This window comes from Cupriavidus consociatus (assembly GCF_017814975.1).
Lineage (GTDB): Bacteria > Pseudomonadota > Gammaproteobacteria > Burkholderiales > Burkholderiaceae > Cupriavidus > Cupriavidus consociatus.
On sequence record NZ_JAGIQA010000001.1, the window covers coordinates 109,689 to 134,858 of the forward strand.

Here is a 25,170-nt window from a genome sequence, read left to right on the forward strand (position 1 = left end):
CGGGGCGGCACGCCCGCGCCCCGCTTCCCGGATTCTTCCGCGTCCCTGCCTGCCCCATGAACCTGGCCCGCTTCGATCTCGTCACGCTTGGCTTGTTCGTCGCCGTGGCACGGCAGGGCAGCATCTCGGCCGGCGCGCGCCAGTCGCACCTGGCCGTGGCGGCCGCCAGCAAGCGCATCTCGGACCTTGAGACCGCCGTGGGCGCGCCGCTGTTTTTCCGCCATGCCGCCGGGGTGCAGCTGACCGAAGCCGGGCAGGCCTGCTTCCACCATGCGCTGACCATCCTGCAGGACGTGGAGCGCATGGCCGGCGTGATGTCCGACTATGCCTCCGGCGTGCGCGGGCAGGTGCGCGTCTGCGCCAACACGTCGGCGATCACGCAGTTCCTGCCGGACGACCTGGCGTCGTTCATGCAGCGCCATCCCACCATCCGCATCGAGCTGGAAGAACAGAACAGCCGCGACATCGTCGCCGCGCTGGTGGAGAACCGCGCCGATGTCGGCATCTTTGCCGACCGCACGCCGGCGGCGGGGCTGATGACGGTCGAGTACCGGCAGGACGAGCTGGTCATCATCACGCCGCCCAACCATCCGCTGGCGGCGCGCGGCCCGGTGCGCTACGCCGATACGCTCGAATTCGATTTCGTCAGCCTGCCGCAGGAAACCTCGCTGGCGGCGCGGTTGCTCGAGGAAAGCAGCCGGCTCGACCGGCCCTTCCGGCTGCGCATCCAGGTGCGCAGCTTCGACGCCATGTGCCGCATGGTGATGGCCGGTCTCGGCGTGGGTGTGCTGCCGCGCATCGCCGCCGAGCCGCACGTCAAGTCGATGGGTTTGTCGCTGGTGTCGCTGCAGGATGCGTGGGCGCGCCGCTCGCTGCTGATCGGCCTGCGCGATCCGGCGGGCCTGACGGTGTCGGCGCGGCTGCTGATCACCCATTTGTGCGGGGATAGGGCGCCGTTCTGACGCCTCGGGCGCCAGGCCCCCCGGAGCCTTTCGCGTTCCGAGAAAACCCGCTTCTCCGATTGCCGATTCCGGCTCGCCCCTGGCTGGGGCACACTCCGTGCCAATGACAGACGCGGCGGTATCGATCCCATGGATCGAAATTTCGCAGCGCAACAAATCCCCCGCATTGCACGGAGACACGCCATGGCGCAACAGATCCTCGAGGGCATCCGCGTCCTCGAACTTGGACAACTTATCGCCGGACCCTTTGCCGCGAAGACCCTGGCCGATTTCGGCGCCCACATCATCAAGGTAGAGCCGCCCGGGCAGGGCGATCCGCTGCGCAAATGGCGCATGCTGCATGAGGGCACGTCGGTGTGGTGGGAGGCTCAATCGCGCAACAAGGAATCGATCTGCATCGACCTGCGCCAGCCGGAAGGGCAGGCGCTGGTGCGCAAGCTGGCCGCCGAGGCCGATGTGCTGATCGAGAACTTCCGCCCCGGCACCATGGAAAAGTGGGGCCTGGGCTGGGACGTGCTGCATGCCGACAACCCGCGCCTGATCATGCTGCGTGTGTCGGGCTACGGCCAGACCGGCCCCAAGAAGGACGAGCCGGGCTTTGCCGCGGTGGCCGAGGCCATGGCGGGACTGCGTCACCTGACCGGCGAGCCGGGCCGCGCGCCGGTGCGCGCCGGATTGTCCCTGGGCGACACCATCGCCGGGCTGCACGGCGCCATGGGCGTGCTGCTGGCGCTGTACCAGCGCGATGCGCGCGGCGGCGAAGGCCAGGTGATCGACGTGGCCCTGTATGAGTCGCTGTTCAACCTGAGCGAAAGCCTGCTGCCGGAATACTCCGCCTTCGGCGCGGTGCGCCAGCCCGCCGGCGGGGCGCTGCCCGGCATCGCCCCGTCCAATGCCTACCCCTGCAGCAGCGGCGAATACGTGCTGGTGGCGGCTAACGGCGATGCCATCTTCAGGCGCATGATGCTGGCCATTGGCCGGCCCGACCTGGCGGATGACCCGGCGCTGGCCCAGAACGACGGCCGCGTGAAACGCGTCGACGAGATCGATGCCGCCATCGCCGACTGGACCCGCACGCAGACGGTGGAATCGGTGCTGGCCGTGCTGCGCGAGGCGCAAGTGCCGTCGGGCCGCATCTATACCGTCAAGGACATTGCCGAAGACCCGCACTACCGCGCCCGCGGCGTGATCGAGTCGGTGACCTCGGCCGGCGGCCTGACCGTGGAAGTGCCGGGCGTGGTGCCCAGGCTGTCGGCCAGTCCGGGCGGCATCCATGACCGTGCGCCCACGCTGGGCGAGCATACCGATGCAGTGCTGAAGCAGGCGGGCTTCGACGATGCCGCCATTGCCGACCTGCGCGTGCGCAAGGTGATCGCATGAGCGCCGCCGCCCGGCTGCGCGGCCCGGTCCGCGTCGAAATCAATGAAGTCGCGCCGCGCGACGGCCTGCAGATCGAGCCGGTGGTGGTGCCTACCGACGGCAAGGTTGCCTTCGTCGACGCGCTGTCGGCGTGCGGCTTCGCCCGCATCGAAGCCACTTCGTTCACGTCGGCACGCGCCATCCCCGCGCTGGCAGATGCCGAAGCGGTGATGCACCAGATCCAGCGCTTCCCCGGCGTGCGCTACACCGTGCTGGTGCCCAACCTGCGTGGCCTGGAACGCGCGCTGTCGTGCCGGCCGGACGAGGTCAACCTGGTGATGTCGGCCAGCGAGACGCACAACCGCGCCAATCTGCGCATGACGCGCGAGCAATCGCAGGCGCAGTTGCTGGCGATGATCGACGCCGCCAACACGGCCGGCGTGCCGGTCAACATCTCGCTGTCGACGGTGTTCGGCTGCCCCTTCGAGGGCGAGGTCGAGGCCGACGCAGTGATGGCGCTGGCCACGAGCTTCGCCGAAGCCGGCGCGGCGGGCATCACGCTGTGCGACACCACCGGCATGGCCTATCCCACGCAAGTGGCCGCGCTGTGCGAGCGGTTCCAGGCGACGCTGCCAGGCACCGGCCTGACCATCCACCTGCACAACACGCGCGGCATGGGCCTGGCCAATGCGCTGGCGGCATGGGAGACCGGCGTGACCCGCTTCGACGCGGCTGCCGGCGGCCTCGGCGGCTGCCCGTACGCTCCCGGTGCCAGCGGCAACGTCAGCACCGAGGACCTGGTCCACATGTTCGACTGCATGGGTGTGCAGACCGGAGTCAGCCTCGGTGCGCTGCTCGACGCGGTGGCAGGCCTGCCCGCCCTGGTCGGCCGCGACATCCACAGCCAGTTGCTCAGCGCCGGCCCGCGCCTGCGCACGCACCAGCCGCCGGCATGGATGGCGGAGCATTTCGCGGCGCACGCCTAGTGCCGCACCCGGACAACAACAAGACATTGGCAATACAAATGGAGACCCTCATGAAGCAAGCCATTCAACGCAACGCCGCCAGGCCCGCCACCACCACTTTTGCTAGCCGGCGCAAGGCCGTCGCCGCCACGCTGGCGGCTCTCGGTGCCGCATGGCTGGCACCTTCCGCGCTGGCGCAGGACGCCTATCCCAGCCGCCCGGTCACGCTGGTGGTATCCGCCGCGGCAGGCGGCACCACCGACATCGCGGCACGGATGATTTCGGAGCCGCTGTCCAAGGCGCTCGGCCAGCCGGTTGTGGTCGACAACAAGCCCGGCGGCAACGGTGGCATCGCCGCGCAACTGGTGGCGCGCGCCAAGCCGGACGGCTACACGCTGATGCTGCAGTACTCGGGCTTCCACGTGATCACGCCGCTGCTGATGAAGAACCTGTCGTGGGACCCGGTCAAGGACTTCGCGCCGGTGGCCAATATCCTGTCGGCCCCGCAGGTGCTGGTGGTGCGCCAGAGCCTGCCGGTCAAGTCGCTGAAGGAACTGGTCGCGTATGCCAAGGCCAACCCGGACAAGCTCAACTACGCGTCGTCGGGCAACGGTTCGCTGCAGCACGTCTCGACCGAGCTGCTGAACCAGATGGCCGGTACAAAGATCGCGCACGTTCCGTACAAGGGCACCGGGCCGGCCATCACCGACCTGCTGGGCGGCACGGTTGACCTGACCATGACCACGCCGCCGCCGCTGATGGGCCATATTGCCGCGGGCAAGCTGCGGCCGCTGGTGGTGACCAGCAAGACGCGCCTGCCCAGCCTGAAGGACGTGCCGTCGGCGCCCGAGGCTGGCTACCCCGACCTCGACGTGTCATCGTGGTTCGCGATGTATGCGCCGGCGGGCACGCCCAAGGCCGTGGTCGACAAGCTCACCGGCGAGATCGAGAAGGTCATGCGTACCGAAGCCTTCCGCAAGAAGGCGGAGGAACTGGGCGCGGAGGCGAAGTACATGAACCCGCAGCAGCTGGCGCAGTACCAGAAGGCGGAACTGGCGCGCTGGGGCAAGGTGATCAAGTCCGCCGATATCCACGCCGAATAAGCGACGTCTCGGGTCGCTGACAAGTCCAAGCTGCCAATGTCGTCTCCCCTCTCCCATTTATGGGAGAGGGGAGCACACCGGCAGCCAGCCTAGGTATAGATACCGATGCGGACCCTCCATCCACCCGGTAGCATCGCAACTTGCCGCACGGCGGCACGCCGTGTTTTCGCGCATCGCCGTCCGGATCCAAACGGACAGTAAACGGACTGGAAACGGGTAGGAGACAAGCATGTATAACAAGAAATTCTGGAAGCAGTTCCTGATCGCGCTGGCGCTGTTCCTGGCCGGCTGGTTCACCTTCGGCCATGCGCAGGCGCAGGGCAAGCCAGAGAAGGCCAAGGTCACCATCGCGGTCGGCGGCAAGAACCTGTTCTACTACCTGCCGCTGACCATCGCCGAGCGCCAGGGCTACTTCAAGGACGAAGGCCTGGACGTCGAGATCGTCGACTTCGCCGGCGGCGCCAAGGCGCTTCAGGCCGTGGTGGGCGGCAGCGCCGACGTGGTCTCGGGCGCCTACGAGCACACCATCAACCTGCAGGCCAAGGGCCAGCGCTACCAGGAATTCGTGCTGCAAGGCCGGGCGCCGCAGATCGTGCTGGTGGTGTCGAACAAGACCATGCCCAACTTCAAGTCGATTGCCGACCTGAAGGGCAAGAAGATCGGCGTGACCGCGCCCGGGTCGTCGACCAACATGATGGCCAACTTCGTGCTGGCCAAGCACGGCCTGAAGCCGTCCGACGTGTCGTTCATCGGCGTGGGCGCCAGCGCCGGCGCCGTGGCTGCGATGCGTTCGGGCCAGATCGATGCGATGGCCAACCTCGACCCGGTGATCTCGATGCTGACGCAGAAGAACGAGGTGCGCGTCGTTTCGGATACGCGCACGCTCAAGGACACGCAGGCGGTGTTCGGCGGCAACATGCCGTCGGGCTGCCTGTATGCGTCGCAGGCCTTTATCCAGCAGAACCCCAATACCACGCAGGCGCTGACCAATGCCATGGTGCGCGCGCTGAAGTGGCTGCAGAAGGCGGGCCCGTCGGACATCGTCAAGACCGTGCCGGAAAGCTACCTGCTGGGCGATCGCGCGCTGTACCTGGCCGCGTGGGACAAGGTCAAGGAAGCGATCTCGCCGGACGGCACCATGCCGGCCGATGGTCCGCGCACCGCGCTGAACACGCTGCAGCAGTTCGACGCCGAACTCAAGGGCAAGCCGGTCAAGCTGGAAGAGACCTATACCAACGCCTTCGTGCAGAAGGCCAACGCCAAGTACAAGTAAGACCGCATCGCCGACGACATCGGCCCGCTGCCCGCAGCGGGCCTTTGCTTTGCGGCAGCGGCAGACATTTCCTTATCACTCGCCGGCGGCACGGACGGCGAACGACACGGTGCATCATGAGTATTCCCGCACTTTCCCTCGACAAGGTCACCTGCACCTTTGTCTCGCGCGATGACCGCAGCCAGCGCTATACCGCGGTCAAGGACGTCACGCTGTCGATCCAGCCGGGCGAGTTCGTCTCGGTGGTCGGCCCCACTGGCTGCGGCAAGTCGACGCTGCTGAACGTCGGCGCCGGCCTGCTGGAGCCTTCCAGCGGCGAGATACGGGTGTTCGGCGAGCCGCTGCGCGGCATCAACCGGCGCGCTGGCTACATGTTCCAGACCGAGGCGCTGATGCCGTGGCGCAGCGCGCTCGACAACGTCGTCGCCGGGCTCGAGTTCCGCGGCGTGGCGCGCGCCGAGGCCGTGCGGCAGGGCGAGGACTGGCTGCGCCGTGTGGGCCTGGGCGGCTTCGGCGACCGTTATCCGCATCAGCTTTCCGGGGGCATGCGCAAGCGCGTGGCGCTGGCGCAGACGCTGGTGCTGGACCCGGACATCATCCTGATGGACGAACCGTTCTCGGCGCTCGATATCCAGACGCGGCAGCTGATGGAGAACGAGGTGCTGGACCTGTGGGCCGCCAGGCGCAAGGCCGTGCTGTTCATCACGCACGACCTCGACGAGGCCATCGCCATGAGCGACCGCGTGGTGGTGTTGTCGGCAGGCCCGGCCACGCATCCCATCGGCGAGTTCGCCATCGACCTGCCGCGGCCGCGCGACGTGGCCGAGATCCGCAACCATCCGCGCTTCGTCCAACTGCACGCCGCGATCTGGGACGTGCTGCGCGAGGAAGTGCTCAAGGGCTATGCGCAGCAGCGCAAGGTGGCCTGAGCCCGCCCATTGCAACGTCATCACAACGACAACCAATCCCGATGGCATTCCGTAACGACTCCAAAGGTATGCTGCGCGTCTGGCAGCTGCTGGTGCTGGTGGTGATCCTGGGCGTCTGGCACATCGCCACGCGCTCGCAGCAGGTTGCCTTCTTCTTCGGCGAACCGCTGATGGTCGCGCAGCGGATCTGGAACTGGTTCTTCATCGAGCGCGATATCTACCTGCACCTGGGCGTGACGCTGCTCGAGACTGTGCTGGCCTTCGGCATCGGCACGCTGGCGGGCCTCGGCGTGGGCTTGTGGCTGGCGCTGAGCCCGATGACGTCGGCAATCCTGGATCCCTACGTCAAGGCGATGAACTCGATGCCGCGCGTGATTCTGGCGCCGATCTTCGCGGTGTGGTTCGGCCTGGGGATCTGGTCGAAGGTGGCGCTGGCGGTGACGCTGGTGTTCTTTATCGTCTTCTTCAATGTCTACCAGGGCGTCAAGGAAGTGAGCCCGGTGGTGCTCGCCAACGCGCGCATGCTGGGCGCCAACCAGCATCAGCTGCTGCGCCATGTGTACCTGCCGAGCGCGACCAGCTGGGTGTTTTCGTCGCTGCACACCTCGGTGGGACTGGCCTTTGTCGGTGCGGTGGTGGGCGAGTACCTGGGCTCGGCGCGCGGCGTGGGCTACCTGATCCTGCAGGCCGAGGGCACCTTCGACATCAACACGGTGTTCGCCGGCATCGTGGTGCTGACGGCGTTTGCGCTGATGCTGGACTGGATGGTCGGCATCGGCGAGAAGCGGCTGATGAAGTGGCAGCCGAGGAGCGGGGAGACGGAGAAGCTGTAAGCGGGCCGGCCTCGCCCTCGTCCTCGTTTTGGTCCTCGTTTTGGTCCTCCGCCACGCCGAAGCAGACCGAGGCGGTCAGCCCGCCACCTGGCGTCTCTGACAGCGCCACGCTGGCGCCGTGCAGCCGGGCGATTTCGCGCACGATCGGCAGGCCCAGTCCGGTGCCTTCCGCGGACTGTCCGCTCTCGCCGCGATAAAAGCGGCGGAACACCGCATCCCGCTCGGCAGTCGCAATGCCTGGACCGTTGTCCACCACCTGCAGCACCGGCGCGCCGGCCGTCAGTGCAACGCGCACCGTGACCACCGCGCCACGGCCCGCATAGCGGATCGCATTGTCGATCAGGTTGCCGGTCAGCTCCTGCAGCAGCTCGGCCTGTCCGTCGAGCTGCACCGGTCCGTTCTGCTCGAATCCCAGGTCGACCTCGCCGCCGCGCGCCACCGGTGCCCACTCCAGCGCTACGGCCTGGGCCAATGTATCGAGCCGCACCGGCCGCAGCGCCGGCGCGTAGCCCGCGTCCGGCTCCAGCCGCGATAGGGACAACAGCTGCTGCACGCCCTTGGACGCATGCCGCACGGTGCCGTGCAGCAGCCGCATGTGCTCGCGCACGCGTTCGCCATCGCGTTCGCGCAATGCCAGTTCAGATTGCGCCTGGATGATCGCCAGCGGTGTCTTGAGCTGGTGCGCGGCATCGGCAAAGAAGCGCTTGCGCGCCTGTACCATGCGGTATAGCCGCGCCATGTACTGGTTGAGCGCCTGCACCAGCGGCTTCATCTCGGCAGGCAGGTCCTTCTGCTCGATCGGATCGAGCTGCGTGCCGCGGCGGGCGACCGCGTCGGAGAGCTGGTGCAGCGGCCGCAGCCCGCGCCGCACGCCGAACCAGACGATGGCCAGCGCCAGCGTCACCAGCATCAGCTCCTGCAGCAGCGAGCCGATCAGGATGTCGCGCGCCAGCAGCTGGCGCGGCTCGATGGTTTCGCCGACCAGCACCCACACCAGCCGCGTGCGTGCCGTGCTGATGTCGTGGACCGGCAGGGGCTGCGCCGCCATGCGCAGCGGCTGTTCGCGGAACACGGTGTCGTAGAACACGGTGCGGTAGAGCTGCAGCGGTGCCCTGGCGGGCATCGGCAGGTCCTCGTAGCCGGTCACGGTGGCGCCGTCTTCGTCGCGGACGCGGTAGTAGATGTGCGGGCCGGCCTGGTCGTCGAACAGTTCCAGCGCGAGGTTGGGCAGGTCCACGTCGAGCCGCCCCTCGCGCAGACGGATGCCTTCGCGCATGGCGCGCAGCGAGGCTTCCAGCGTGCGGTCGAAGGCGGTATGCGCGGCCGACATGGCGCGCTGGTACGTCAGCCACGCATCGAAGGCGAGCAGGCCCATCAGCGGCACCAGCAGCCACAGCGACAGCTGCAGCCGCAGGCTGGGCGGCTGGCGCAGGATCTTCATCGTGGCGGATCCCGGGCCGATCAGGCCGACGTCGGCCGCGACTCGAGCAGGTAGCCAAGTCCGCGCAGCGTGATGATGGCCACGCCGCTGCCGTCGAGCTTCTTGCGCAGCCGGTGCACGTAGATCTCGATCGCGTCCGGGTTCACCGATTCGTCGATGCCATAGATCTTCTCCGACAGCGCCGCCTTGTTGACCGCGCGACCGTCGCGCAGCATCAGCACTTCCAGCACGGCGCGCTCGCGCCCGGTCAGGGCCAGCAGTTCGCCGTGCAGCGTGAAGGCGCGGCTGATGCTGTCGTAGTGGAGCGGGCCGAACGCCAGCTGCGTGCTGTCATGCCCGTGGCTGCGGCGGATCAGCGCACGGGCGCGCGCCTCCAGTTCGGACAGGTCGAACGGCTTGGCCAGGTAGTCGTCGGCGCCAAGGTCGAGGCCGCGCACGCGGTCCTCCACCGAGCCATGCGCGGTCAGGATCAGCACCGGCAGCGGGTTGCGGCGCTGGCGCAGGCGGCGCAGCACCTCCAGCCCGTCGAGTCCGGGCAGGCCGAGGTCCAGGATCAGCAGGGCGTAGTCCTGGGTGCACAGCAGGCTGTCCGCGCTGCGGCCGTCGTGCATGCAGTCGACCGTGAAGCCGGCCTGGCCCAGAGCCTGGTTCAGCGAGTTGGCCAGCATCACATTGTCTTCGGCAAGCAGGATACGCATGGAACGGGTGGAACTGGAATAGGGCGAAGAGATTGGCAAGACGGCACGGCTATCCGGCCGGATGGCCAAGGCCAGACTGATACATCGATCCGCTGCGCCTTAGAAGCTAGGGAAACCCCCAACCCCGGCCGAGGCCGGCACGCGCGAATCGCCCCGACTCCGAAAGCGAACTGAAAGTGCGCGTCGCCTACCATCCGCCCCGTTCCAGCATCAAGACCACAACAAGCACTCAAACGAAGGAGACAGCATGAAGCGTACGGCCATGGCAATCGCGACGATGGGACTGGCTGCAGCCGGGTCGGCATCCGCCCAGTCGAGCGTGACCCTGTACGGGCTGGTGGACGCCGGCATCGAATACGTCAGCCATGCCGGCCCGGACGGGTCGGCGGTGAAGCTGACCTCGGGCGGCAAGAACACGTCGCGCTGGGGTATCCGCGGCAGCGAAGACCTGGGCGGCGGGCTCAAGGCCATCTTCAACCTGGAAAGCGGCATCGCCATCGATACCGGCCGGCTGGATAGCGACAACACGCTGTTCGACCGCCGCGCCACCGTGGGGCTGTCGAGCCGGTATGGCCAGGTGGTGCTGGGCCGCACCTTCACCACCACCTACGACTTCATGCTGCCGTTCGACCCGATGGGCTATGCGCCGGCCTATTCGTGGGCCACGTCGTCGACCGCCACCGGCGGCCGCAAGGACGGCCTGTTCTCGCGCGCGTCCAATGCGATCCGCTATGACGGCAGCTTCGGCGGCCTGAAGCTGGGCGCGACCGTCGCGCTGGGCGAAGTGGCGGGCGATTTCAAGAGTTCGTCAAAGTACGCGCTCGGCGTCGGCTACAACGCCGGCAAGTTCGCCGCGGCGGCGACATGGGACCGCCAGAACGGTGCCGGCACCAGCACCACGCCGGCCGACAGCACCGACTACATCCAGGGCATCCACGCCGGCGCCAGCTATGCCTTCGGCGACCTCAAGCTGTTCGCCGGCTACCGCAACTACAAGCGTACCTTTACCACCGGCGCGCCGGACGACCGCAGCGACATGTACTGGGGCGGCGCGAGCTACGACTTCACGCCGGCGTTCACGCTGTACGGCGCGGTCTACAAGCAGAACATCAAGGGCGGCAACAATGCCGACCCGATCCTGTTCTCGCTGCGCGGCCAGTACGCACTGTCCAAGCGCACGCTGGCCTACCTGTCGGTCGGCTATGCGGAGGCCCGCAATGGGCAGAACGTCAGCGTGTCGCGCGACCTGGTCGGCTATGCCAGCAACCAGACCGGCGTGATGGCTGGCCTGCAGCACCGCTTCTGACGGGAGAGACTTGCCGGCTGACGATTGGGAACTGCCTGCCGCCCTGGCGTAGGGGTGTACGCCGACAAGGACGGCAGGCAGCTTGAGGCGCGTTGCCTCAGCGGGCGCAGGGCGTTGCCGCACGTCCTGCGCCCTTCTTTTATTGGCGGCCGGCAGGGCGCCCGCCGCCTGATGCGTGCTTCACGGCACGCATGACACGATCATGGCACGATCACGATCTTGCCGGTCACCTTGCGCGCTTCCATGTCCTTCAGTGCCTGCGGTGCCTGTTCCAGCGGATAACGCGCCGAGATATGCGGGCGGATCTTGCCTTCTTTCATCCAGCCCAGCATCTGCGCCATGTTGGCCTGGTTGGCCTTGGGCTCGCGGCGCACGAAGTCGCCCCAGAACACGCCCACCAGCGATGCGCCCTTGAGCAGCGCCAGGTTCAGCGGCAGCCTCGGGATCTCGCCATTGGCAAATCCCACCACCAGGTAGCGGCCGCGCCAGCCGATCGAGCGGAACGCCGGCTCGGCATAGATGCCGCCTACCGGGTCGTAGACGACATCCGGGCCCTTGCCGTCGGTCAGCGCCTTGACGCGCTCGCGCAGGTCTTCGGTGCTGTAGTTGATCAGCGCATCGGCACCATGCTCCTTGCACACCGCCAGCTTTTCGTCGGTCGATGCGGCGGCGATCACGCGTGCGCCGATGGCCTTGCCGATCTCGATCGCCGCGATGCCCACGCCCCCGGCCGCGCCCAGCACGAGCATGGTCTGGCCCGCCTTCAGCTCGCCGCGGTCGATCACCGCATGGTGGGAAGTGCCGTAGGTCAGCGTGAAGGCCGCGGCGGTCTCGAAGTCGATCCCCGGCGGCATCGGCACCACCGAGGCGGCGGGCGCCTTGGCCTGCGTGGCAAACGCGCCGTTGCCGAGGTAGGCGATGACCTTGTCGCCCGGCTTGACGTGGGTGACGCCTTCGCCCACCGCATTGACCACGCCGGCCAGTTCGGAGCCGGGGCTGAACGGCAGGGCAGGCTTGGCCTGGTATTTGTTCTGGATGATGAGCACATCCGGGAAGTTGACGGCGGCCGCCTTCACGTCGATGACCACTTCGCCGGCGCCCGGCACCAGGTCAGGCAGGGTTTCCACGGTCAGCGAATCAGGGGGGCCCCAGGCTTTGCACAGTACGGCTTTCATCTTGTCTCCGTTCGATATGTGTGGCATTCCGCGCCAGTCAAGCTTATGCGGGCGGGCAGGGCAAGTGTAGCCTACAAATAGCACGGTCGTTCTGTTCCATGCCGAAGCTGCGGGAATGGCTATTTGCGCCCTGCATACCGGGCCGCGGCATGCACGTGAACGCGATTCCGGCGCGGCGCACGGGGCGCTTGTGCGGCGCGCGCTCAGGTACAATCGCGCCATGCATATCCTCCTTGCCAACGATGACGGTTATCTCGCGCCGGGACTGGCCGTTCTGCATGCGGCGCTCGCCCCGCTGGGCCGGATCACGGTCATTGCGCCCGAGCAGAACCACAGCGGCGCTTCCAACTCCCTGACGCTGCAGCGCCCGCTGTCGATCTACGAAGCGCGCGAAGGCGTGCAGAAGGGATTCCGCTTCGTCAACGGCACGCCGACCGACTGCGTGCACATCGCCCTGACCGGGCTGCTGGAAGAGAAGCCCGACCTGGTGGTGTCCGGCATCAACCAGGGACAGAACATGGGCGAGGACGTGCTGTATTCCGGCACCGTCGCCGCCGCCATCGAAGGCTATCTGCTCGGCATCCCGTCGGTGGCCTTCTCGCAGGTCGACAAGGGCTGGGAGCATCTCGATGCGGCCGCGCGCGTCGCGCGCACCGTGATCGAGCGCATCATCAGCCAGCCGCCCGCCGAACCATTCCTGCTCAACGTCAATATCCCGACCCTGCCGTTCGAACACATCAAGGGCTATCGTGCCACGCGCCTGGGCAAGCGCCATCCTTCGCAGCCAGTGATCACGCAGGTGAATCCGCGCGGCGACACCAACTACTGGATCGGCCCGGCCGGCGATGCGCGCGATGCCAGCGAAGGCACGGACTTCCATGCCACTGCCGCCGGTTATGTCTCGCTGACGCCGTTGCAGCTCGACCTGACCCATCGCGGGCAGCTCGACGCGCTCGACCAGTGGCTGAAATAGGCAGCCGCTTCGCAGTGTCGCGCCCCCGATGAGTTCCACGCCCCGACGCAACAAGTTCCCCCTGCCGCTGGACGCGGTCGTCGAACGCAAGCCCGCACCGGCCCGCACCGCCGGCATGCCTGCCGTCGACGCGCGGCGCACGGGTACGGCCGCGTCGCCGACCGTACCGCCCGTGCCGGCCAAGCCAAGGCTGCCGCGTACCGCCGCGCCGGCGCCTGCCCCCACGCCCGCGCCCGCGAGCGCCGTGGAGCAGCGCGCCTCGGCGGCCACGGCCGGCGGCGGCGGCATGGCGTCCGCGCGTGCGCGCGCCGCGCTGGCGGCCCGGCTGCGCACCGGCGGCATCCGCGACGAACGCGTGCTGTCGGCCATCGCCACGGTGCCGCGCCACCTGTTCGTCGAGCCGGGGCTGGCATCGCAGGCGTATGAAGACGCCGCGCTGCCGATCGGCCACCAGCAGACCATTTCCAAGCCATCGGTGGTGGCGCGCATGATCGAGTTGCTGCGCGACGGCCTGGCCGCCGACACGCCGCTGGAGCGCGTGCTGGAGATCGGCACCGGCTGCGGCTACCAGGCCGCGGTGCTGAGCCAGGTGGCGCGCGAAGTTTTCTCGATCGAGCGTATCCGGCCGCTGCACGAACAGGCCAAGGCGAACCTGCGCCCGCTGCGCGTGCCCAACCTGCGTCTGCACTATGGCGACGGCATGCTCGGGCTGCCGCAGGCGGCCCCGTTCTCGGCCATCATCCTGGCCGCCGCCGGCATGGAAGTGCCACAGGCGCTGCTGGAACAGCTGGAGGTAGGCGGGCGGCTGATCGCCCCGGTGGCCGTGGTGCCGCCGGCGGGCGGGCCCGGCCAGACGGTGACGCAACAGCTGCTGCTGATCGAGCGGCGCAACCGCCATCGCTTTCACCGAACCGCGCTTGAAGCCGTTTTCTTTGTGCCCTTAAAATCGGGCACCATCTGAGTCGAACTATGCACAACATCGTGAAATCGCAATATTTCGCACGCGCCGGTCAACTTTTTACGGCTTCTGCGCTGACGGCCCTGCTGGCCGCCTGCGCTAATTCGCCGATGCCGGCCCCAGTCGTTGACCGCACGTCTACCTCGGGCGCCGCCGCCGCGTCGATGGAACCGGCACCCCCGGGATACTATCGGGTCAAGCGAGGCGATACGCTTTATCGAATCGCCCTGGAAAACGGCCAGTCGTATCGTGATGTCGCGACCTGGAACAACCTGTCCAATGTGAACCAGATCGAAGTCGGCCAGTTGTTGCGCATCGTGCCTCCGGGCGCCGATGTCAACGCGGCGCCCGGGGTTTCCACTACGCCGATCGCCCCGGCCACGGTGCAGTCCCAGCCGATCGACCAGGCGCGCCCGGTGGGCACGCCTGCGCCGCCGGCTGCCGCCGCAACGCCGGCAGCGCCTGCGGCAGCGGCCGCCACCCCGGCCGCGCCGGTCGCCGACGGCGCGATCAAGCTGGCCTGGCCGGCAACCGGCCAGATGGTCGGTAAATTCGATGACAAGGGCAATAAAGGCATCGATATTGCGGGCAAGAAGGGCGATGCGGTGCTGGCTGCCGACGATGGCCGAGTGATTCACGTTGGCCCCTTGCGCGGCTACGGGAATCTTGTCATCATCAAACACAACGAGACATTTCTTACTGCGTACGGGCACAACGAAAAGGTGCTCGTGGCAGAGCAATCCGCGGTCCGCAAGGGCCAGAAGATTGCGGAGATGGGCAACAGTGATACCGACCGGGTGAAGCTTCACTTCGAAGTTCGCAAGAACGGAAAACCGGTTGATCCGATGCGGTACCTGCCGCCACAGTGAGGGTTCATGCCACGCCAGAAAACTGTCTCCTCCGGAACAACTGTCAGCAGGGCTCGCCGTCCCAAGCAGCCGGAAGTGAAGGCTGGTGTGGCACATCCCGACGAGCACGCCGACGCGCAAGCGTTCGAGCCGGATCTCGCTGCCGACCTGATTCCCGCGACTGACGAGCCGATCGCCACTACCACTTCGGTGGGTCTGCGCGAGGCGGATCTGCTCGCCGACGACAACGACCGCCATCTGCGCGATGACGACGATGACGAGTCCGAGGACGAGGAAGACAGCGAAGGCGAGAACGGCAGCGACGGCGCAGCGGCCGAGCACGATGATTTCCGCACGGTGCTGCATACCGAACTGGCCGCGGACACCGTCCAGCATTACCTGAACCGCATCAGCATCAAGCCGCTGCTGTCCGCGCCGGAGGAATTGCATTTCTCCACGCTGGCCAAGGACGGCGACTTTGCCGCGCGCCAGGTCATGATCGAGCGCAACCTGCGGCTGGTGGTCAGCATCGCCAAGGGTTACCTCAATCGCGGCGTGCCGCTGCTCGATCTGATCGAGGAAGGCAACCTGGGCCTGATGCACGCGATCGAGAAATTCGATCCGTCGCGCGGGTTCCGCTTCTCGACCTATGCAACGTGGTGGATCCGCCAGAGCATCGAGCGCGCCATCATGAACCAGGCCCGCACCGTTCGCCTGCCGGTGCACGTGATCCGCGAACTGAACCAGGTGCTGCGCGCCAAGCGCCATCTGGAGAAGGGCGGCACCGACGGGCGCGACGCCAGCCTGGAAGACATCGCCCACCTGCTGGGCAAGACGCCGGACGAAGTGCAGGACGTCCTGGCACTCAACGAACATACCACCTCGCTCGATACGCCGTTCGACCTCGATCCCGGCTCGAGCCTCCTGGATTTCCTCTCCGACGAGCACAACGCCGCCCCCGACCAGGAAGTGGCGCACCGCGAGCTGGAAGGGCTGATGAAGCTCTGGCTGGCGCGCCTGTCGGAAAAGCATCGCTATGTGGTGGAGCGCCGCTTCGGCCTCAACCATATCGAGCCCGCCACGCTGGAAGAGCTCGCCGAGGAGATGGGCCTCACGCGCGAGCGCGTACGCCAGATCCAGCAGGAGGCGCTGGTCAAGCTCAAGCGGCATTTCGCTTCGCAAGGTGTCAGGAAGGACGCCGTTTTATGACCCCTGTGCTGGTATTCGACATCGAGACCATTCCCGATGTCGCCGGCCTGCGCCGTTTGCATGACCACCCCGATGCGATGAGCGACGGCGAAGTCGCCGAACACGCCTTCGCCGCCCGCCGCGAAAAAACCGGCAGCGATTTCCTGCCGCACTACCTGCAGCGCGTCGCCGCGATTTCCTGCGTGCTGCGGCGCACGCACCGCGATGGCTCGGCGGTGTTCCACGTGGGCTCGCTCGGTACCACCGAGGACAACGAAGCCACGCTGATCCAGAAGTTCTACGAACTGATCTCCCGCTACAGCCCGCAACTGGTTTCATGGAACGGTGGCGGATTCGATCTCCCTGTGCTGCATTACCGCGGCCTGGTCAACGGCGTCACCGCGCCACGCTACTGGGAGATGGGCGAGGGCCGCGACGAAGACAGCCGTGACTTCAAGTGGAACAACTACATCAGCCGCTATCACATGCGGCACCTGGACCTGATGGACCTGCTGGCGATGTACCAGCCGCGCGCCAGCGCGCCGCTGGATGACCTCGCCAAGCTGTGCGGTTTCCCGGGCAAGATGGGGATGGATGGCAGCAAGGTCTGGCACGCTTACCAGGCTGGCCATCTCGACGAGATCCGCGCCTATTGCGAGACCGACGTCGTCAACACCTACCTGATGTACTGCCGGTTCCAGCTGATGCGCGGCGGCATGTCGCCGCGCGAGTTTGACATGGAGATGGCGCTCGTCCAGGAATCGCTGGCGGAACTGCCCGGCGAACAGTGGATGGAATACCTGCAGGCCTTCCGCCTGCAGCGCCTTACGCCCGAAGCCGACGACTTCGAGGACTGATCGCGCCGGCGCCCGCCGGTGTGGGCCACGGCAGCCTTAAAGGTCCAGCGACAGCAGGATCGGCTGGTGGTCCGAGTCGGCGGTATCGGCGTTGACCTCGCAACGCCGGACGCGCGCGGCAAGATTCTCGGTGACGAACATGAAGTCGCAGGCGAACGGTGGCTCGGGCCATTGCTCCTTGTCATGGATGGCGCAAGTTGGCGCATGCGGCTGGCCGGGATGCGTGTGCAGCCAGGCGTCGCGCCACGGCGTGGTGGCATCGTCGAACGGTTCCAGCATGCGGCGATAGGCGACGTCGTCGGGTTTGCTGTTGAAGTCGCCGCACAGGATGGCTTCGGCGGGTCGCGTTTCCGGCGTGAACGGCCCGGGCCACTTCTCGCTGCGGCCCGGACGTCGCGCGTGGTCGCAAGCCTGGACATGCCAGTCGCGCAGCGCCTCGGCCTGGGCAGCGCGCTGGAGTTTTGAGTAATACTCCAGGTGCGTGCAGATCACCCGCAGCGGCTGCGTGCCGGCCTCGACAGTGACCTCCAGTGCCACGCGCGGCATCGACGCCACTTGCGGGTCCGCCGGCCAGGGCAATGCGTGCCGGAATACCTCGCGTACCGGTAGCCTTGTGGCAATCAGGTTGCCGAACTGCTTGTGCACGCCGTTGCGGTCGCGACGGTCGACGCCTGACGCAAACAGCAAGTGATAGCCTGGCAGCAACGCTGTCAGCTCGGCCACCTGATCGTCGGCCGGTTCGCCGCGCAGTTCGCCGAAGCCGCGGGTGACTTCCTGCAGGCAGATTACGTCGGCATCGGCCATCGTGCGCAGCGTGTCCACCTGCCGCGCCAGGTCCACGCGCCCGTCGGCACCGCGACCCCATTGGATGTTCCAGGAAATCAGTTCCATACGAAGCCTCCGTCATTGATCGGACCGGTCTGGCATACAATCGCGCTTTCGTAAAACAATACGTCAGGTTTTATCTGGTGTCCCAAGCCGTGTCCTCCCCACAAGAAACGTCCACCGTCGCGCCCGAATCCGCCGCACCGGGTGCTGTTCCCGCCGCAAAAGAGGCTCGTGGCCGTCGCAATGCCAGCAATGGCAATGCCCCCGGCGCCGACCCCGTGGTGTCGATCGACAGCCTCGACATGGAGGCGCGAGGGGTCGGCCGCCTGGTAAACGAGGACGGCACACCTGGCAAGGTCATCTTCGTCGAAGGCGCGTTGCCGGGCGAGACCGTCAGCTATCGCAGCTATCGGCGCAAGCCAAGCTTTGAGCAGGCGCATCTTGGCGAAGTCCTGCAGGAATCGGTGATGCGCGTGAAGCCGGGCTGCCAGCATTTCGGCGTCTGCGGCGGGTGCTCGATGCAGCATCTGGATTCTCGCGCGCAGCTTGCGATCAAGCAGCGCGTGCTGGAAGACAACCTGTGGCACCTGTCCAAGGTGAAGCCGGATGTGGTGTTCCGGCCGATTGCCGGCCCGGACTGGGGCTACCGCTACCGCGCGCGCCTGACCGTGCGCCACGTGGTGAAGAAGGGTGGCGTGCTGGTGGGCTTCCATGAGCGCAAGAGCAGTTACGTCGCCGACATGACGCGGTGTGAAATCCTGCCGCCGCATGTCTCGGCGATGCTGGTGCCGCTGCGCGAACTGGTGGCGGGGCTGTCGATCCGCGACCGCATGCCGCAGATCGAACTGGCCGTCGGGCACGAAGTGACGGCGCTGGTGCTGCGCATCCTCGAGCCGCTGACCGACGCCGACAAGGATCTGCTGCGCGCGTTCGCCGATGAGTACAAGGTGCAGTTCTGGCTGCAGCCGAAGGGGCCGGACACGGTCTACCCGTTCTATCCGACCGATGTCGAGCTGGCCTATACGCTGCCGGAATTCGGCATCCGCATGCCGTTCAAGCCGACCGACTTCACGCAGGTGAACCACCAGATCAACCGCGTGCTGATCGGCCGCGCGCTGCGCCTGCTCGATGCGCAACCGGGGGACCGCCTGCTCGACCTGTTCTGCGGCATCGGCAATTTCACGCTGCCGCTGGCCACGCAAGGCAAGTCTGTGATGGGCATCGAGGGCAGCGAGGCGCTGACCACGCGCGCCCTGGCTAATGCGGAATACAACGGGCTGGCCGACAGGACCGGGTTTGCATGCCGCAACCTGTTCGAAGTCACGGCCGACGACATCGCCGCGCTGGGCCGCTTCGATCGCTGGCTGGTCGATCCGCCGCGCGAAGGCGCGCTCGCGGTGAGCAAGGCGCTGGGCGAACTGGCGCAGCAAGGCAGCGACGTGCTGCCGCGGCGCATCGTCTATGTGTCATGCAGTCCGGCCACGCTGGCGCGTGATGCCGGCCTGCTGGTGCACGAGGCGGGCTACCGCCTGAGCGGGGCCGGTGTGGTCAACATGTTCCCGCACACGTCGCACGTGGAGTCGATCGCGGTGTTCGACCGCGACTGACCGCTGCGTGTGCCAACAGTAAAAAAGCCGGCCAGAAGGCCGGCTTTTTCATGCCGCGGCGTCCGTCATTCCCGGTTGCCGCCGAAGATGCCCAGCAGCGCCAGCAGGTTGGCGAAGACGTTGTACACGTCGAGGTAGATCGCCAGCGTGGCCGTGATGTAGTTGGTCTCGCCGCCGTTCACTACGCGCTGTACATCGAACAGGATGTACGCCGAGAAGATACCGATCGCGATCACCGACACCGTGATCATCAGCGACGGCAGTTGCAGCCAGATGTTGGCAACGCTGGCCAGGATCAGCAGGATCACGCCGACGAACAGGAACTTGCCCAGACCGGAAAAATCGCGCTTGCTGACGGTGGCGATGGTGGCCATCGCGCCGAACACTGCCGCCGTGCCGCCAAAGGCGTACATGATCAACGCCGGTCCGTTGGAAAATGCCAGCGTTGCGCTGATCAGGCGCGACAGCATCAGTCCCATGAAGAACGTGAACGCCAGCAACAGCACCACGCCCATGCTGCTGTTCTTGGTTTTCTCGATGGCGAAGAAGAACCCGAACGCAATGGCCAGGAACAGGATCAGCGACAGGCCCGGGCTGCCTGCCATGAAGCTGAAACCGGTGGCCACGCCGACCCACGCACCGAGCACGGTGGGGATCATTGAAAGGGCCAGCAGCCAGTAAGTGTTGCGCAAGACCCGGTTGCGAACGACGACGTCAGTGACGGTCGTCGCACTGTTGCCGAAACCGTAGGTATTCAGCTTGTTATCCATGGTGACTCCTGTCTCGAAACGGTGAGGCGCCGGGCCTGTCCGAAATAAGGAGAATTTTCGGATCGACCGCGGACGGAACCATCGTCAATGTGGCATCTGGTTGGCCGAATTGCAAGGGCGGGGTAATCCCGCAGGCACCCCAGCCCCTGTTTCAGCCCGTTCAGCGCTGCCTTCGTTTGACGGACGCGGGGGCGCCACGTTCCAGACATGACGAGGATGTAATGTGCGGCCCGTGCTACTTGCGGCCAGGATGTGCCGTTCGACCGGTTACACCCGCGCCAGAGCGGCCCAGACCCTCGAAAGGGTCATCGTCTTCGTGCTAGAATTGCACGTTTAATCCATTTGTAACCCCTTCATTTTTCGGAGTTTTTCATGGCGATCGAACGCACCCTGTCGATTATCAAGCCGGATGCCGTGGCCAAGAACGTCATTGGCCAGATCTACGCCCGTTTCGAGGCCGCCGGCCTGAAGATCGTTGCTGCCAAGATGGTGCACCTGTCGCGCGGCGAAGCCGAGCAATTCTATGCGGTCCACAAGGAGCGCCCGTTCTTCAAGGACCTGGTCGACTTCATGGTCTCGGGCCCGGTCATCATCCAGGCCCTGGAAGGCGAAAACGCTATCGCCAAGCACCGTGACCTGATGGGCGCCACCGACCCGAAGAAGGCCGACAAGGGCACCATCCGCGCCGACTTCGCCGACAGCATCGACGCCAACGCCGTGCACGGCTCGGACGCCGCGGAAACCGCTGCCGTCGAAATCGCCTTCTTCTTCCCGGGCATGAACGTCTACAGCCGCTGATTGGCTGCTGACTGAACTGAAGCTGAGTTTGCCGTCATGAACGATCTCGTCAACCTGCTCGACCTCGACGCGGACGCGCTCACTGCTTATTGCGGCGAGCTCGGCGAGAAGCCGTTCCGTGCGCGGCAACTGCAACGCTGGATCCACCACTACGGTGCCAGCCGCTTCGACGCCATGTCGGATCTCGCCAAGTCGCTGCGCGAAAAGCTCTCGACCCGGGCCGAGATCCGCGCGCCTGCGGCCATCACCGACAACCTGTCGTCCGACGGCACGCGCAAGTGGCTGCTCGACGTCGGCCAGGGCAACGCGGTGGAAACGGTGTACATCCCCGAGGAAACGCGCGGCACGCTGTGCGTCTCCTCGCAGGCGGGCTGCGCGGTCAACTGCCGCTTCTGCTCGACCGGCAAGCAGGGCTTCTCTCGCAACCTGACCACGGGCGAGATCATTGGCCAGCTGTGGATGGCGGAGTTCGCCATGCGCGAGCAACTTGGCCGTGGCCCCAAGGACGACCGCGTCATCTCCAACGTGGTGATGATGGGCATGGGCGAGCCGCTGCTGAACTACGATGCCGTGGTGCCGGCCATGCGGCTGATGCTGGACGACAACGCCTACGGCCTGTCGCGCCGCCGCGTGACACTGTCCACCTCGGGCGTGGTGCCGATGATGGACCGGCTGTCGAAGGACCTGCCGGTGGCCCTTGCCGTGTCGCTGCACGCCTCCAACGACGCGCTGCGTGATGTGCTGGTGCCGCTGAACAAGAAGTACCCGCTGGCCGAGCTGATGGCGGCATGCCGCCGCTACCTGGAATTCGCGCCGCGCGATTTCATTACTTTCGAATACTGCATGCTGGACGGCGTCAACGACGGTGTCGAGCATGCGCGGGAACTGCTGAAGCTTGTCGCCGACGTGCCGTGCAAGTTCAACCTGATCCCGTTCAACCCGTTCCCCGAGTCGGGCCTGAAGCGTTCCAACAACGAGCAGATCCGGCGCTTCGCGCAAGTGCTGATGGACGCGGGCATCGTGACCACCATCCGCAAGACGCGCGGCGACGACATCGACGCCGCCTGCGGCCAGCTGGCCGGGGAAGTGAAGGACCGTACCCGACTGGCCGAGCGCGGCAAGTTCGGCAAGATCACGCCACTGGTGCCGGTCAACAGCGCCAGCCAGCCTCGGGAGGCTCGCCCTGCATGATCCGTCTGATCGCTGCGGCCCTGTTCGGGCTGCTGATGTTGTCCGGCTGCCAGCTGCCGCACTCGCCGGCGCAGGATCTCCAGACCGCTTCCGACCAGACCGATGCAAGGCGCCGCGCCGGCATCCGGCTGCAGTTGGCCACCAACTATCTCGAGGCCGGCCAGAATGCGGTCGCGCTTGACGAGATCAAGCAGGCGATCGCCATCGATCCGTCGCTCGCTGATGCCTACCATGTGCGCGCGCTGATCTATATGAACATGAACGAGCAGGCGCTGGCCGACGACAGCTTCCGCACCGCGGTGTCGATGCGCGGCAACGACGGCGACCTGCTCAACAACTATGGCTGGTTCCTGTGCCAGTCGGGCCGCTATGGCGAGGCCGTGCCGATGTTTCAGCGTGCCGTGTCGGCACCGTCGGCGGGCGGCCCGGTGAAGCCGCTGATCAGCCTGGGTGCGTGCGAGCTGCGTCGCGGCAACAGCGCCGAGGCGGAAAAGAATCTGAAAGCCGCACTCGGCTACGACCGCAACAATCCGGTGGCGAACACCAATCTGGCGCTGGTCTACTACCGGCGCGGCGATTTCGCGCAGGCCAGGCAGTATGCCCAGCGCGTCAACAGCAGCCAATTTGCCAGTGCGCAATCCCTCTGGCTGGGAGCGCGCATTGCACACCGCCAGGGCGATGGCCGCACGCAGGATGCGCTGGTGGCGCAGCTGCGCAGCCGCTTCCCCGATTCGCGTGAGTTGACCGCCTACGAACAAGGAGCATGGGATGAGTGAGCACGACCGCGCCGCAGGCCAGGCCGTACCGACGCAATACGTCGGCGGTGGCGCGCACGAGGGAGACCGCGAAGCCGCAGCGCGCGAGATTGGCGCGGCTCTGGCGCGCGAGCGCGAAGCGCAGCGGATGTCGGTGGAAGACGTCAGCGCACGCCTGAAAGTGGCGGCGCCGAAGCTGCGCGCGATCGAATCCGGCGACCTGCAGGCGCTGCCCGACGTCACTTTCGCCAAGGGCGTGATGCGGGCCTACGCGCGCATGCTGCATGTCGATATCGACGCGCTGCTGGCGCGCTTTCAGCCTCCGGTGGCACCGGTCACCGAAATTGCACGCCAGCGCGAGGGTAGCCTCAATGCGGCGTTCGACGACCGCAATCGCTTCCGCACCGGCGGAGCCGGCGGGCGCTGGGTCTGGCTGGCGCTGGTGGCGGTGGTGCTGGCCGCCGGTGGCTGGTTCGGCCTGGATCATATCCGCCAGTGGATCGAGACCCGCGGCAGCGCGACCGAGACTGCCACGACGGAAGAACATGCCGCCGCGCAATCGACCGAGCCCGGCACGGTGACGGCAGCGTTGCCGCCGGTCATGGCCGCCGCCGACTCGCCGGCGCCCTCGGCTGAAACCACACCGGCCAGCGCCGTTGGCGCGACTGCCGCGCCGGCATCGGCTGCGGCGGCCGTGCCCGCTGCTGTGCCTGCCGCTGTGCCGGCCGTGGCAACACCTGCACCGGCGCCCGCGGCGCCCGCAGGCGAGGGAGAGCTGCAGATCCGTTTTGCCGGCGACACCTGGTATGAAGTCCGCGACAGCAGCGGCAAGGCCGTGCTGGGCGGCACGGCCAAGGCCGGCCAGGCCGTGGCCGGTAGCGGCAAGGCTCCGTACAAGGTGGTGATCGGCAACGTCAAGGGTGTCGAGTCGATGACGCGCAATGGCGAGCCGGTTGACCTGAAGGCAGCCAACCGCAACAACGTGGCGCGCCTGACGCTGCCCTGATCCGGGCTGGCGAAAGGTGCGGCGCAGTGCGTCTTTGCAAGGTGGTAATGCTATGAACCAACAGCTCTGTCTTCCGGTCCTCCCCGGCTCGCTGCCGCGCCGCCAGACGCGCCAGGCGCGCGTCGTATGGGGCGATAACGTGGTGACCATCGGCGGCGACGCGCCCGTGCGCGTGCAGTCGATGACCAACACGGACACGGTCGACGCCATCGGCACGGCGATCCAGGTCAAGGACCTGGCGCGCGCGGGTTCGGAAATCGTGCGCATCACGGTGAACACGCCCGAGGCCGCTGCCGCGGTGCCGTCGATTCGCGAGCAACTCGACCGCATGGGCATCGATGTGCCGCTGGTGGGCGACTTCCACTACAACGGCCACAAGCTGCTGCAGGACTATCCGGCCTGCGCCGAGGCACTGTCCAAGTACCGCATCAACCCCGGCAACGTGGGGCAGGGCGCCAAGCGCGACACGCAGTTCGCGCAGATGATCGAGATGGCGTGCCGCTACAACAAGCCGGTGCGCATCGGCGTGAACTGGGGCAGCCTGGACCAGGACCTGCTGGCGCGCATCATGGACGAGAACGCGTCGCGCGCCGAGCCCTGGCCCGCGCAGAGCGTGATGATCGAGGCGCTGATCACCTCGGCGATCGATTCGGCAAGGAAGGCCGAAGAGATCGGCCTGCCGGGCAGCCAGATCATCCTGTCGTGCAAGGTGTCGCAGGTGCAGGAGCTGATCGCGGTCTACCGCGAACTGGCGCGCCGCTGCGACTATGCGTTGCACCTGGGCCTGACAGAGGCCGGCATGGGCAGCAAGGGCATCGTCGCCTCCACCGCGGCGCTGTCGGTGCTGCTGCAGGAAGGCATCGGCGACACGATCCGCATCTCGCTGACGCCGGAACCCGGCGCGCCGCGCGAGAAGGAAGTGTATGTGGGGCAGGAAATCCTGCAGACCATGGGCCTGCGCAATTTCACGCCGATGGTGATTGCCTGCCCGGGATGCGGCCGAACCACCAGCACGGTGTTCCAGGAGCTTGCGGCAAGCATCCAGACGTACCTGCGCGAGCAGATGCCGCATTGGAAAACCGCCTATCCGGGCGTCGAGGAAATGGATGTGGCCGTGATGGGCTGCATCGTCAACGGCCCGGGCGAGAGCAAGCACGCCAATATCGGCATTTCGCTGCCGGGCTCTGGCGAGTCGCCGGCGGCGCCGGTGTTCGTCGACGGCGTCAAGGTGAAGACGCTGCGCGGCGAGCGCATCGCCGAGGAATTCCAGGCGATCGTCGACGAGTACGTTCGCACGCATTACGGTCCGGGCGCTGCACGGGCCGATAAGGAAGTGGCAGCCTGAGC

23 protein-coding genes and 1 pseudogene are annotated in these 25,170 nt (G+C 66.7%); 19 read left to right on the forward strand and 5 right to left on the reverse strand.

Translation table 11 applies throughout. From position 1 onward, the window contains the following. The first annotated feature begins 56 nt into the window (after positions 1 to 56). From J8I82_RS00500 to J8I82_RS00530, 7 genes are all read left to right on the forward strand, one after another. On the forward strand, positions 57 to 962 hold the full coding sequence (locus J8I82_RS00500; protein WP_209753781.1) for a LysR family transcriptional regulator: 906 nt from the start codon (positions 57 to 59) through the stop codon (positions 960 to 962). Between the two features lie 183 nt (positions 963 to 1,145). Further along, a complete protein-coding gene (locus J8I82_RS00505) occupies positions 1,146 to 2,342 on the forward strand; it encodes a CaiB/BaiF CoA transferase family protein (RefSeq protein WP_209753782.1) in 1,197 nt (398 codons plus the stop codon). Beyond that, a complete protein-coding gene (locus J8I82_RS00510) occupies positions 2,339 to 3,307 on the forward strand; it encodes a hydroxymethylglutaryl-CoA lyase (protein WP_209753783.1) in 969 nt (322 codons plus the stop codon). The genes J8I82_RS00505 and J8I82_RS00510 overlap by 4 nt, the downstream gene beginning before the upstream one ends. Before the next feature lie 50 nt (positions 3,308 to 3,357). After that, positions 3,358 to 4,389 (forward strand): Bug family tripartite tricarboxylate transporter substrate binding protein, encoded by a 1,032-nt coding sequence (locus tag J8I82_RS00515; protein WP_209753784.1) that lies wholly within the window; start codon positions 3,358 to 3,360, stop codon positions 4,387 to 4,389. Positions 4,390 to 4,618: 229 nt separating this feature from the next. After that, a complete protein-coding gene (locus J8I82_RS00520) occupies positions 4,619 to 5,662 on the forward strand; it encodes an ABC transporter substrate-binding protein (protein ID WP_209753785.1) in 1,044 nt (347 codons plus the stop codon). 116 nt (positions 5,663 to 5,778) lie between these two features. Next, complete coding sequence (locus tag J8I82_RS00525; RefSeq protein WP_209753786.1) at positions 5,779 to 6,591, forward strand: ABC transporter ATP-binding protein; 813 nt, start codon at positions 5,779 to 5,781, stop codon at positions 6,589 to 6,591. A gap of 41 nt (positions 6,592 to 6,632) precedes the next feature. Next, complete coding sequence (locus J8I82_RS00530; protein WP_209753787.1) at positions 6,633 to 7,424, forward strand: ABC transporter permease; 792 nt, start codon at positions 6,633 to 6,635, stop codon at positions 7,422 to 7,424. 70 nt (positions 7,425 to 7,494) lie between these two features. Here the strand turns inward: J8I82_RS00530 and J8I82_RS39325 are convergent. Both J8I82_RS39325 and J8I82_RS00540 read right to left on the reverse strand, forming a co-directional pair. Continuing rightward, a pseudogene (locus J8I82_RS39325) lies at positions 7,495 to 8,865 on the reverse strand (sensor histidine kinase); the annotation flags it as partial. A 20-nt stretch (positions 8,866 to 8,885) separates the two neighbouring features. Next, complete coding sequence (locus J8I82_RS00540) at positions 8,886 to 9,563, reverse strand: response regulator (protein WP_209753788.1); 678 nt, start codon at positions 9,561 to 9,563, stop codon at positions 8,886 to 8,888. A 247-nt stretch (positions 9,564 to 9,810) separates the two neighbouring features. Here J8I82_RS00540 and J8I82_RS00545 point away from each other — a divergent pair, with 247 nt between their 5' ends. Next, positions 9,811 to 10,869 (forward strand): porin, encoded by a 1,059-nt coding sequence (locus J8I82_RS00545; RefSeq protein WP_209753789.1) that lies wholly within the window; start codon positions 9,811 to 9,813, stop codon positions 10,867 to 10,869. Positions 10,870 to 11,069: 200 nt separating this feature from the next. On the opposite strand, the gene J8I82_RS00550 is transcribed toward J8I82_RS00545, so the two are convergent. Next, positions 11,070 to 12,044 carry an NADPH:quinone oxidoreductase family protein gene (locus tag J8I82_RS00550; protein ID WP_063238131.1) on the reverse strand — a complete coding sequence of 325 codons (975 nt, stop codon included), beginning with the start codon at positions 12,042 to 12,044 and terminating at the stop codon, positions 11,070 to 11,072. Between the two features lie 220 nt (positions 12,045 to 12,264). On the opposite strand from J8I82_RS00550, the gene surE reads away from it, so the two are divergent. The 5 genes from surE to J8I82_RS00575 are packed head-to-tail and all read left to right on the forward strand — an operon-like array spanning position 12,265 to position 16,868. After that, a complete protein-coding gene (surE, locus tag J8I82_RS00555; protein WP_209753790.1) occupies positions 12,265 to 13,017 on the forward strand; it encodes a 5'/3'-nucleotidase SurE in 753 nt (250 codons plus the stop codon). Positions 13,018 to 13,045: 28 nt separating this feature from the next. Next, on the forward strand, positions 13,046 to 13,978 hold the full coding sequence (locus tag J8I82_RS00560; protein ID WP_209753791.1) for a protein-L-isoaspartate(D-aspartate) O-methyltransferase: 933 nt from the start codon (positions 13,046 to 13,048) through the stop codon (positions 13,976 to 13,978). 8 nt (positions 13,979 to 13,986) lie between these two features. Next, positions 13,987 to 14,844 carry a peptidoglycan DD-metalloendopeptidase family protein gene (locus tag J8I82_RS00565; protein ID WP_209753792.1) on the forward strand — a complete coding sequence of 286 codons (858 nt, stop codon included), beginning with the start codon at positions 13,987 to 13,989 and terminating at the stop codon, positions 14,842 to 14,844. A 6-nt stretch (positions 14,845 to 14,850) separates the two neighbouring features. After that, positions 14,851 to 16,032 (forward strand): RNA polymerase sigma factor RpoS, encoded by a 1,182-nt coding sequence (gene rpoS / locus J8I82_RS00570; RefSeq protein ID WP_209753793.1) that lies wholly within the window; start codon positions 14,851 to 14,853, stop codon positions 16,030 to 16,032. Then, complete coding sequence (locus tag J8I82_RS00575) at positions 16,029 to 16,868, forward strand: 3'-5' exonuclease (RefSeq protein ID WP_209753794.1); 840 nt, start codon at positions 16,029 to 16,031, stop codon at positions 16,866 to 16,868. The genes rpoS and J8I82_RS00575 overlap by 4 nt, the downstream gene beginning before the upstream one ends. Before the next feature lie 36 nt (positions 16,869 to 16,904). On the opposite strand, the gene J8I82_RS00580 is transcribed toward J8I82_RS00575, so the two are convergent. Continuing rightward, on the reverse strand, positions 16,905 to 17,759 hold the full coding sequence (locus J8I82_RS00580) for an endonuclease/exonuclease/phosphatase family protein (RefSeq protein WP_209753795.1): 855 nt from the start codon (positions 17,757 to 17,759) through the stop codon (positions 16,905 to 16,907). Between the two features lie 239 nt (positions 17,760 to 17,998). On the opposite strand from J8I82_RS00580, the gene rlmD reads away from it, so the two are divergent. Beyond that, positions 17,999 to 19,303: a 23S rRNA (uracil(1939)-C(5))-methyltransferase RlmD gene (rlmD, locus tag J8I82_RS00585; RefSeq protein ID WP_245179333.1), complete on the forward strand. Its 1,305-nt coding sequence runs from the start codon at positions 17,999 to 18,001 to the stop codon at positions 19,301 to 19,303. A gap of 65 nt (positions 19,304 to 19,368) precedes the next feature. On the opposite strand, the gene J8I82_RS00590 is transcribed toward rlmD, so the two are convergent. Further along, entirely contained in the window at positions 19,369 to 20,073 is a 705-nt protein-coding gene (locus tag J8I82_RS00590; protein ID WP_209753796.1) for a Bax inhibitor-1/YccA family protein, read from the reverse strand. Between the two features lie 372 nt (positions 20,074 to 20,445). On the opposite strand from J8I82_RS00590, the gene ndk reads away from it, so the two are divergent. The 5 genes from ndk to ispG are packed head-to-tail and all read left to right on the forward strand — an operon-like array spanning position 20,446 to position 25,168. Next, positions 20,446 to 20,871 carry a nucleoside-diphosphate kinase gene (gene ndk / locus J8I82_RS00595; protein WP_116320384.1) on the forward strand — a complete coding sequence of 142 codons (426 nt, stop codon included), beginning with the start codon at positions 20,446 to 20,448 and terminating at the stop codon, positions 20,869 to 20,871. A 36-nt stretch (positions 20,872 to 20,907) separates the two neighbouring features. Beyond that, positions 20,908 to 22,062 carry a dual-specificity RNA methyltransferase RlmN gene (gene rlmN, locus J8I82_RS00600; protein WP_209753797.1) on the forward strand — a complete coding sequence of 385 codons (1,155 nt, stop codon included), beginning with the start codon at positions 20,908 to 20,910 and terminating at the stop codon, positions 22,060 to 22,062. Further along, entirely contained in the window at positions 22,059 to 22,838 is a 780-nt protein-coding gene (pilW, locus tag J8I82_RS00605; RefSeq protein WP_209753798.1) for a type IV pilus biogenesis/stability protein PilW, read from the forward strand. The genes rlmN and pilW overlap by 4 nt, the downstream gene beginning before the upstream one ends. Continuing rightward, entirely contained in the window at positions 22,831 to 23,823 is a 993-nt protein-coding gene (locus J8I82_RS00610; protein ID WP_209753799.1) for a RodZ domain-containing protein, read from the forward strand. The genes pilW and J8I82_RS00610 overlap by 8 nt, the downstream gene beginning before the upstream one ends. 52 nt (positions 23,824 to 23,875) lie before the next feature. Further along, positions 23,876 to 25,168 (forward strand): flavodoxin-dependent (E)-4-hydroxy-3-methylbut-2-enyl-diphosphate synthase, encoded by a 1,293-nt coding sequence (ispG, locus tag J8I82_RS00615; protein ID WP_209753800.1) that lies wholly within the window; start codon positions 23,876 to 23,878, stop codon positions 25,166 to 25,168. Positions 25,169 to 25,170: the final 2 nt, after the last annotated feature.

Bases quoted from the DNA above. Each gene is read 5' to 3' on its own strand.
- J8I82_RS00500 (WP_209753781.1), top strand. From the start codon at position 57: ATGAACCTGGCCCGCTTCGATCTCGTCACGCTTGGCTTGTTCGTCGCC.
- J8I82_RS00505 (WP_209753782.1), top strand. From the start codon at position 1,146: ATGGCGCAACAGATCCTCGAGGGCATCCGCGTCCTCGAACTTGGACAA.
- J8I82_RS00510 (WP_209753783.1), top strand. From the start codon at position 2,339: ATGAGCGCCGCCGCCCGGCTGCGCGGCCCGGTCCGCGTCGAAATCAAT.
- J8I82_RS00515 (WP_209753784.1), top strand. From the start codon at position 3,358: ATGAAGCAAGCCATTCAACGCAACGCCGCCAGGCCCGCCACCACCACT.
- J8I82_RS00520 (WP_209753785.1), top strand. From the start codon at position 4,619: ATGTATAACAAGAAATTCTGGAAGCAGTTCCTGATCGCGCTGGCGCTG.
- J8I82_RS00525 (WP_209753786.1), top strand. From the start codon at position 5,779: ATGAGTATTCCCGCACTTTCCCTCGACAAGGTCACCTGCACCTTTGTC.
- J8I82_RS00530 (WP_209753787.1), top strand. From the start codon at position 6,633: ATGGCATTCCGTAACGACTCCAAAGGTATGCTGCGCGTCTGGCAGCTG.
- J8I82_RS00540 (WP_209753788.1), bottom strand. From the start codon at position 9,563: ATGCGTATCCTGCTTGCCGAAGACAATGTGATGCTGGCCAACTCGCTG.
- J8I82_RS00545 (WP_209753789.1), top strand. From the start codon at position 9,811: ATGAAGCGTACGGCCATGGCAATCGCGACGATGGGACTGGCTGCAGCC.
- J8I82_RS00550 (WP_063238131.1), bottom strand. From the start codon at position 12,044: ATGAAAGCCGTACTGTGCAAAGCCTGGGGCCCCCCTGATTCGCTGACC.
- surE (WP_209753790.1), top strand. From the start codon at position 12,265: ATGCATATCCTCCTTGCCAACGATGACGGTTATCTCGCGCCGGGACTG.
- J8I82_RS00560 (WP_209753791.1), top strand. From the start codon at position 13,046: ATGAGTTCCACGCCCCGACGCAACAAGTTCCCCCTGCCGCTGGACGCG.
- J8I82_RS00565 (WP_209753792.1), top strand. From the start codon at position 13,987: ATGCACAACATCGTGAAATCGCAATATTTCGCACGCGCCGGTCAACTT.
- rpoS (WP_209753793.1), top strand. From the start codon at position 14,851: ATGCCACGCCAGAAAACTGTCTCCTCCGGAACAACTGTCAGCAGGGCT.
- J8I82_RS00575 (WP_209753794.1), top strand. From the start codon at position 16,029: ATGACCCCTGTGCTGGTATTCGACATCGAGACCATTCCCGATGTCGCC.
- J8I82_RS00580 (WP_209753795.1), bottom strand. From the start codon at position 17,759: ATGGAACTGATTTCCTGGAACATCCAATGGGGTCGCGGTGCCGACGGG.
- rlmD (WP_245179333.1), top strand. From the start codon at position 17,999: ATGGAGGCGCGAGGGGTCGGCCGCCTGGTAAACGAGGACGGCACACCT.
- J8I82_RS00590 (WP_209753796.1), bottom strand. From the start codon at position 20,073: ATGGATAACAAGCTGAATACCTACGGTTTCGGCAACAGTGCGACGACC.
- ndk (WP_116320384.1), top strand. From the start codon at position 20,446: ATGGCGATCGAACGCACCCTGTCGATTATCAAGCCGGATGCCGTGGCC.
- rlmN (WP_209753797.1), top strand. From the start codon at position 20,908: ATGAACGATCTCGTCAACCTGCTCGACCTCGACGCGGACGCGCTCACT.
- pilW (WP_209753798.1), top strand. From the start codon at position 22,059: ATGATCCGTCTGATCGCTGCGGCCCTGTTCGGGCTGCTGATGTTGTCC.
- J8I82_RS00610 (WP_209753799.1), top strand. From the start codon at position 22,831: ATGAGTGAGCACGACCGCGCCGCAGGCCAGGCCGTACCGACGCAATAC.
- ispG (WP_209753800.1), top strand. From the start codon at position 23,876: ATGAACCAACAGCTCTGTCTTCCGGTCCTCCCCGGCTCGCTGCCGCGC.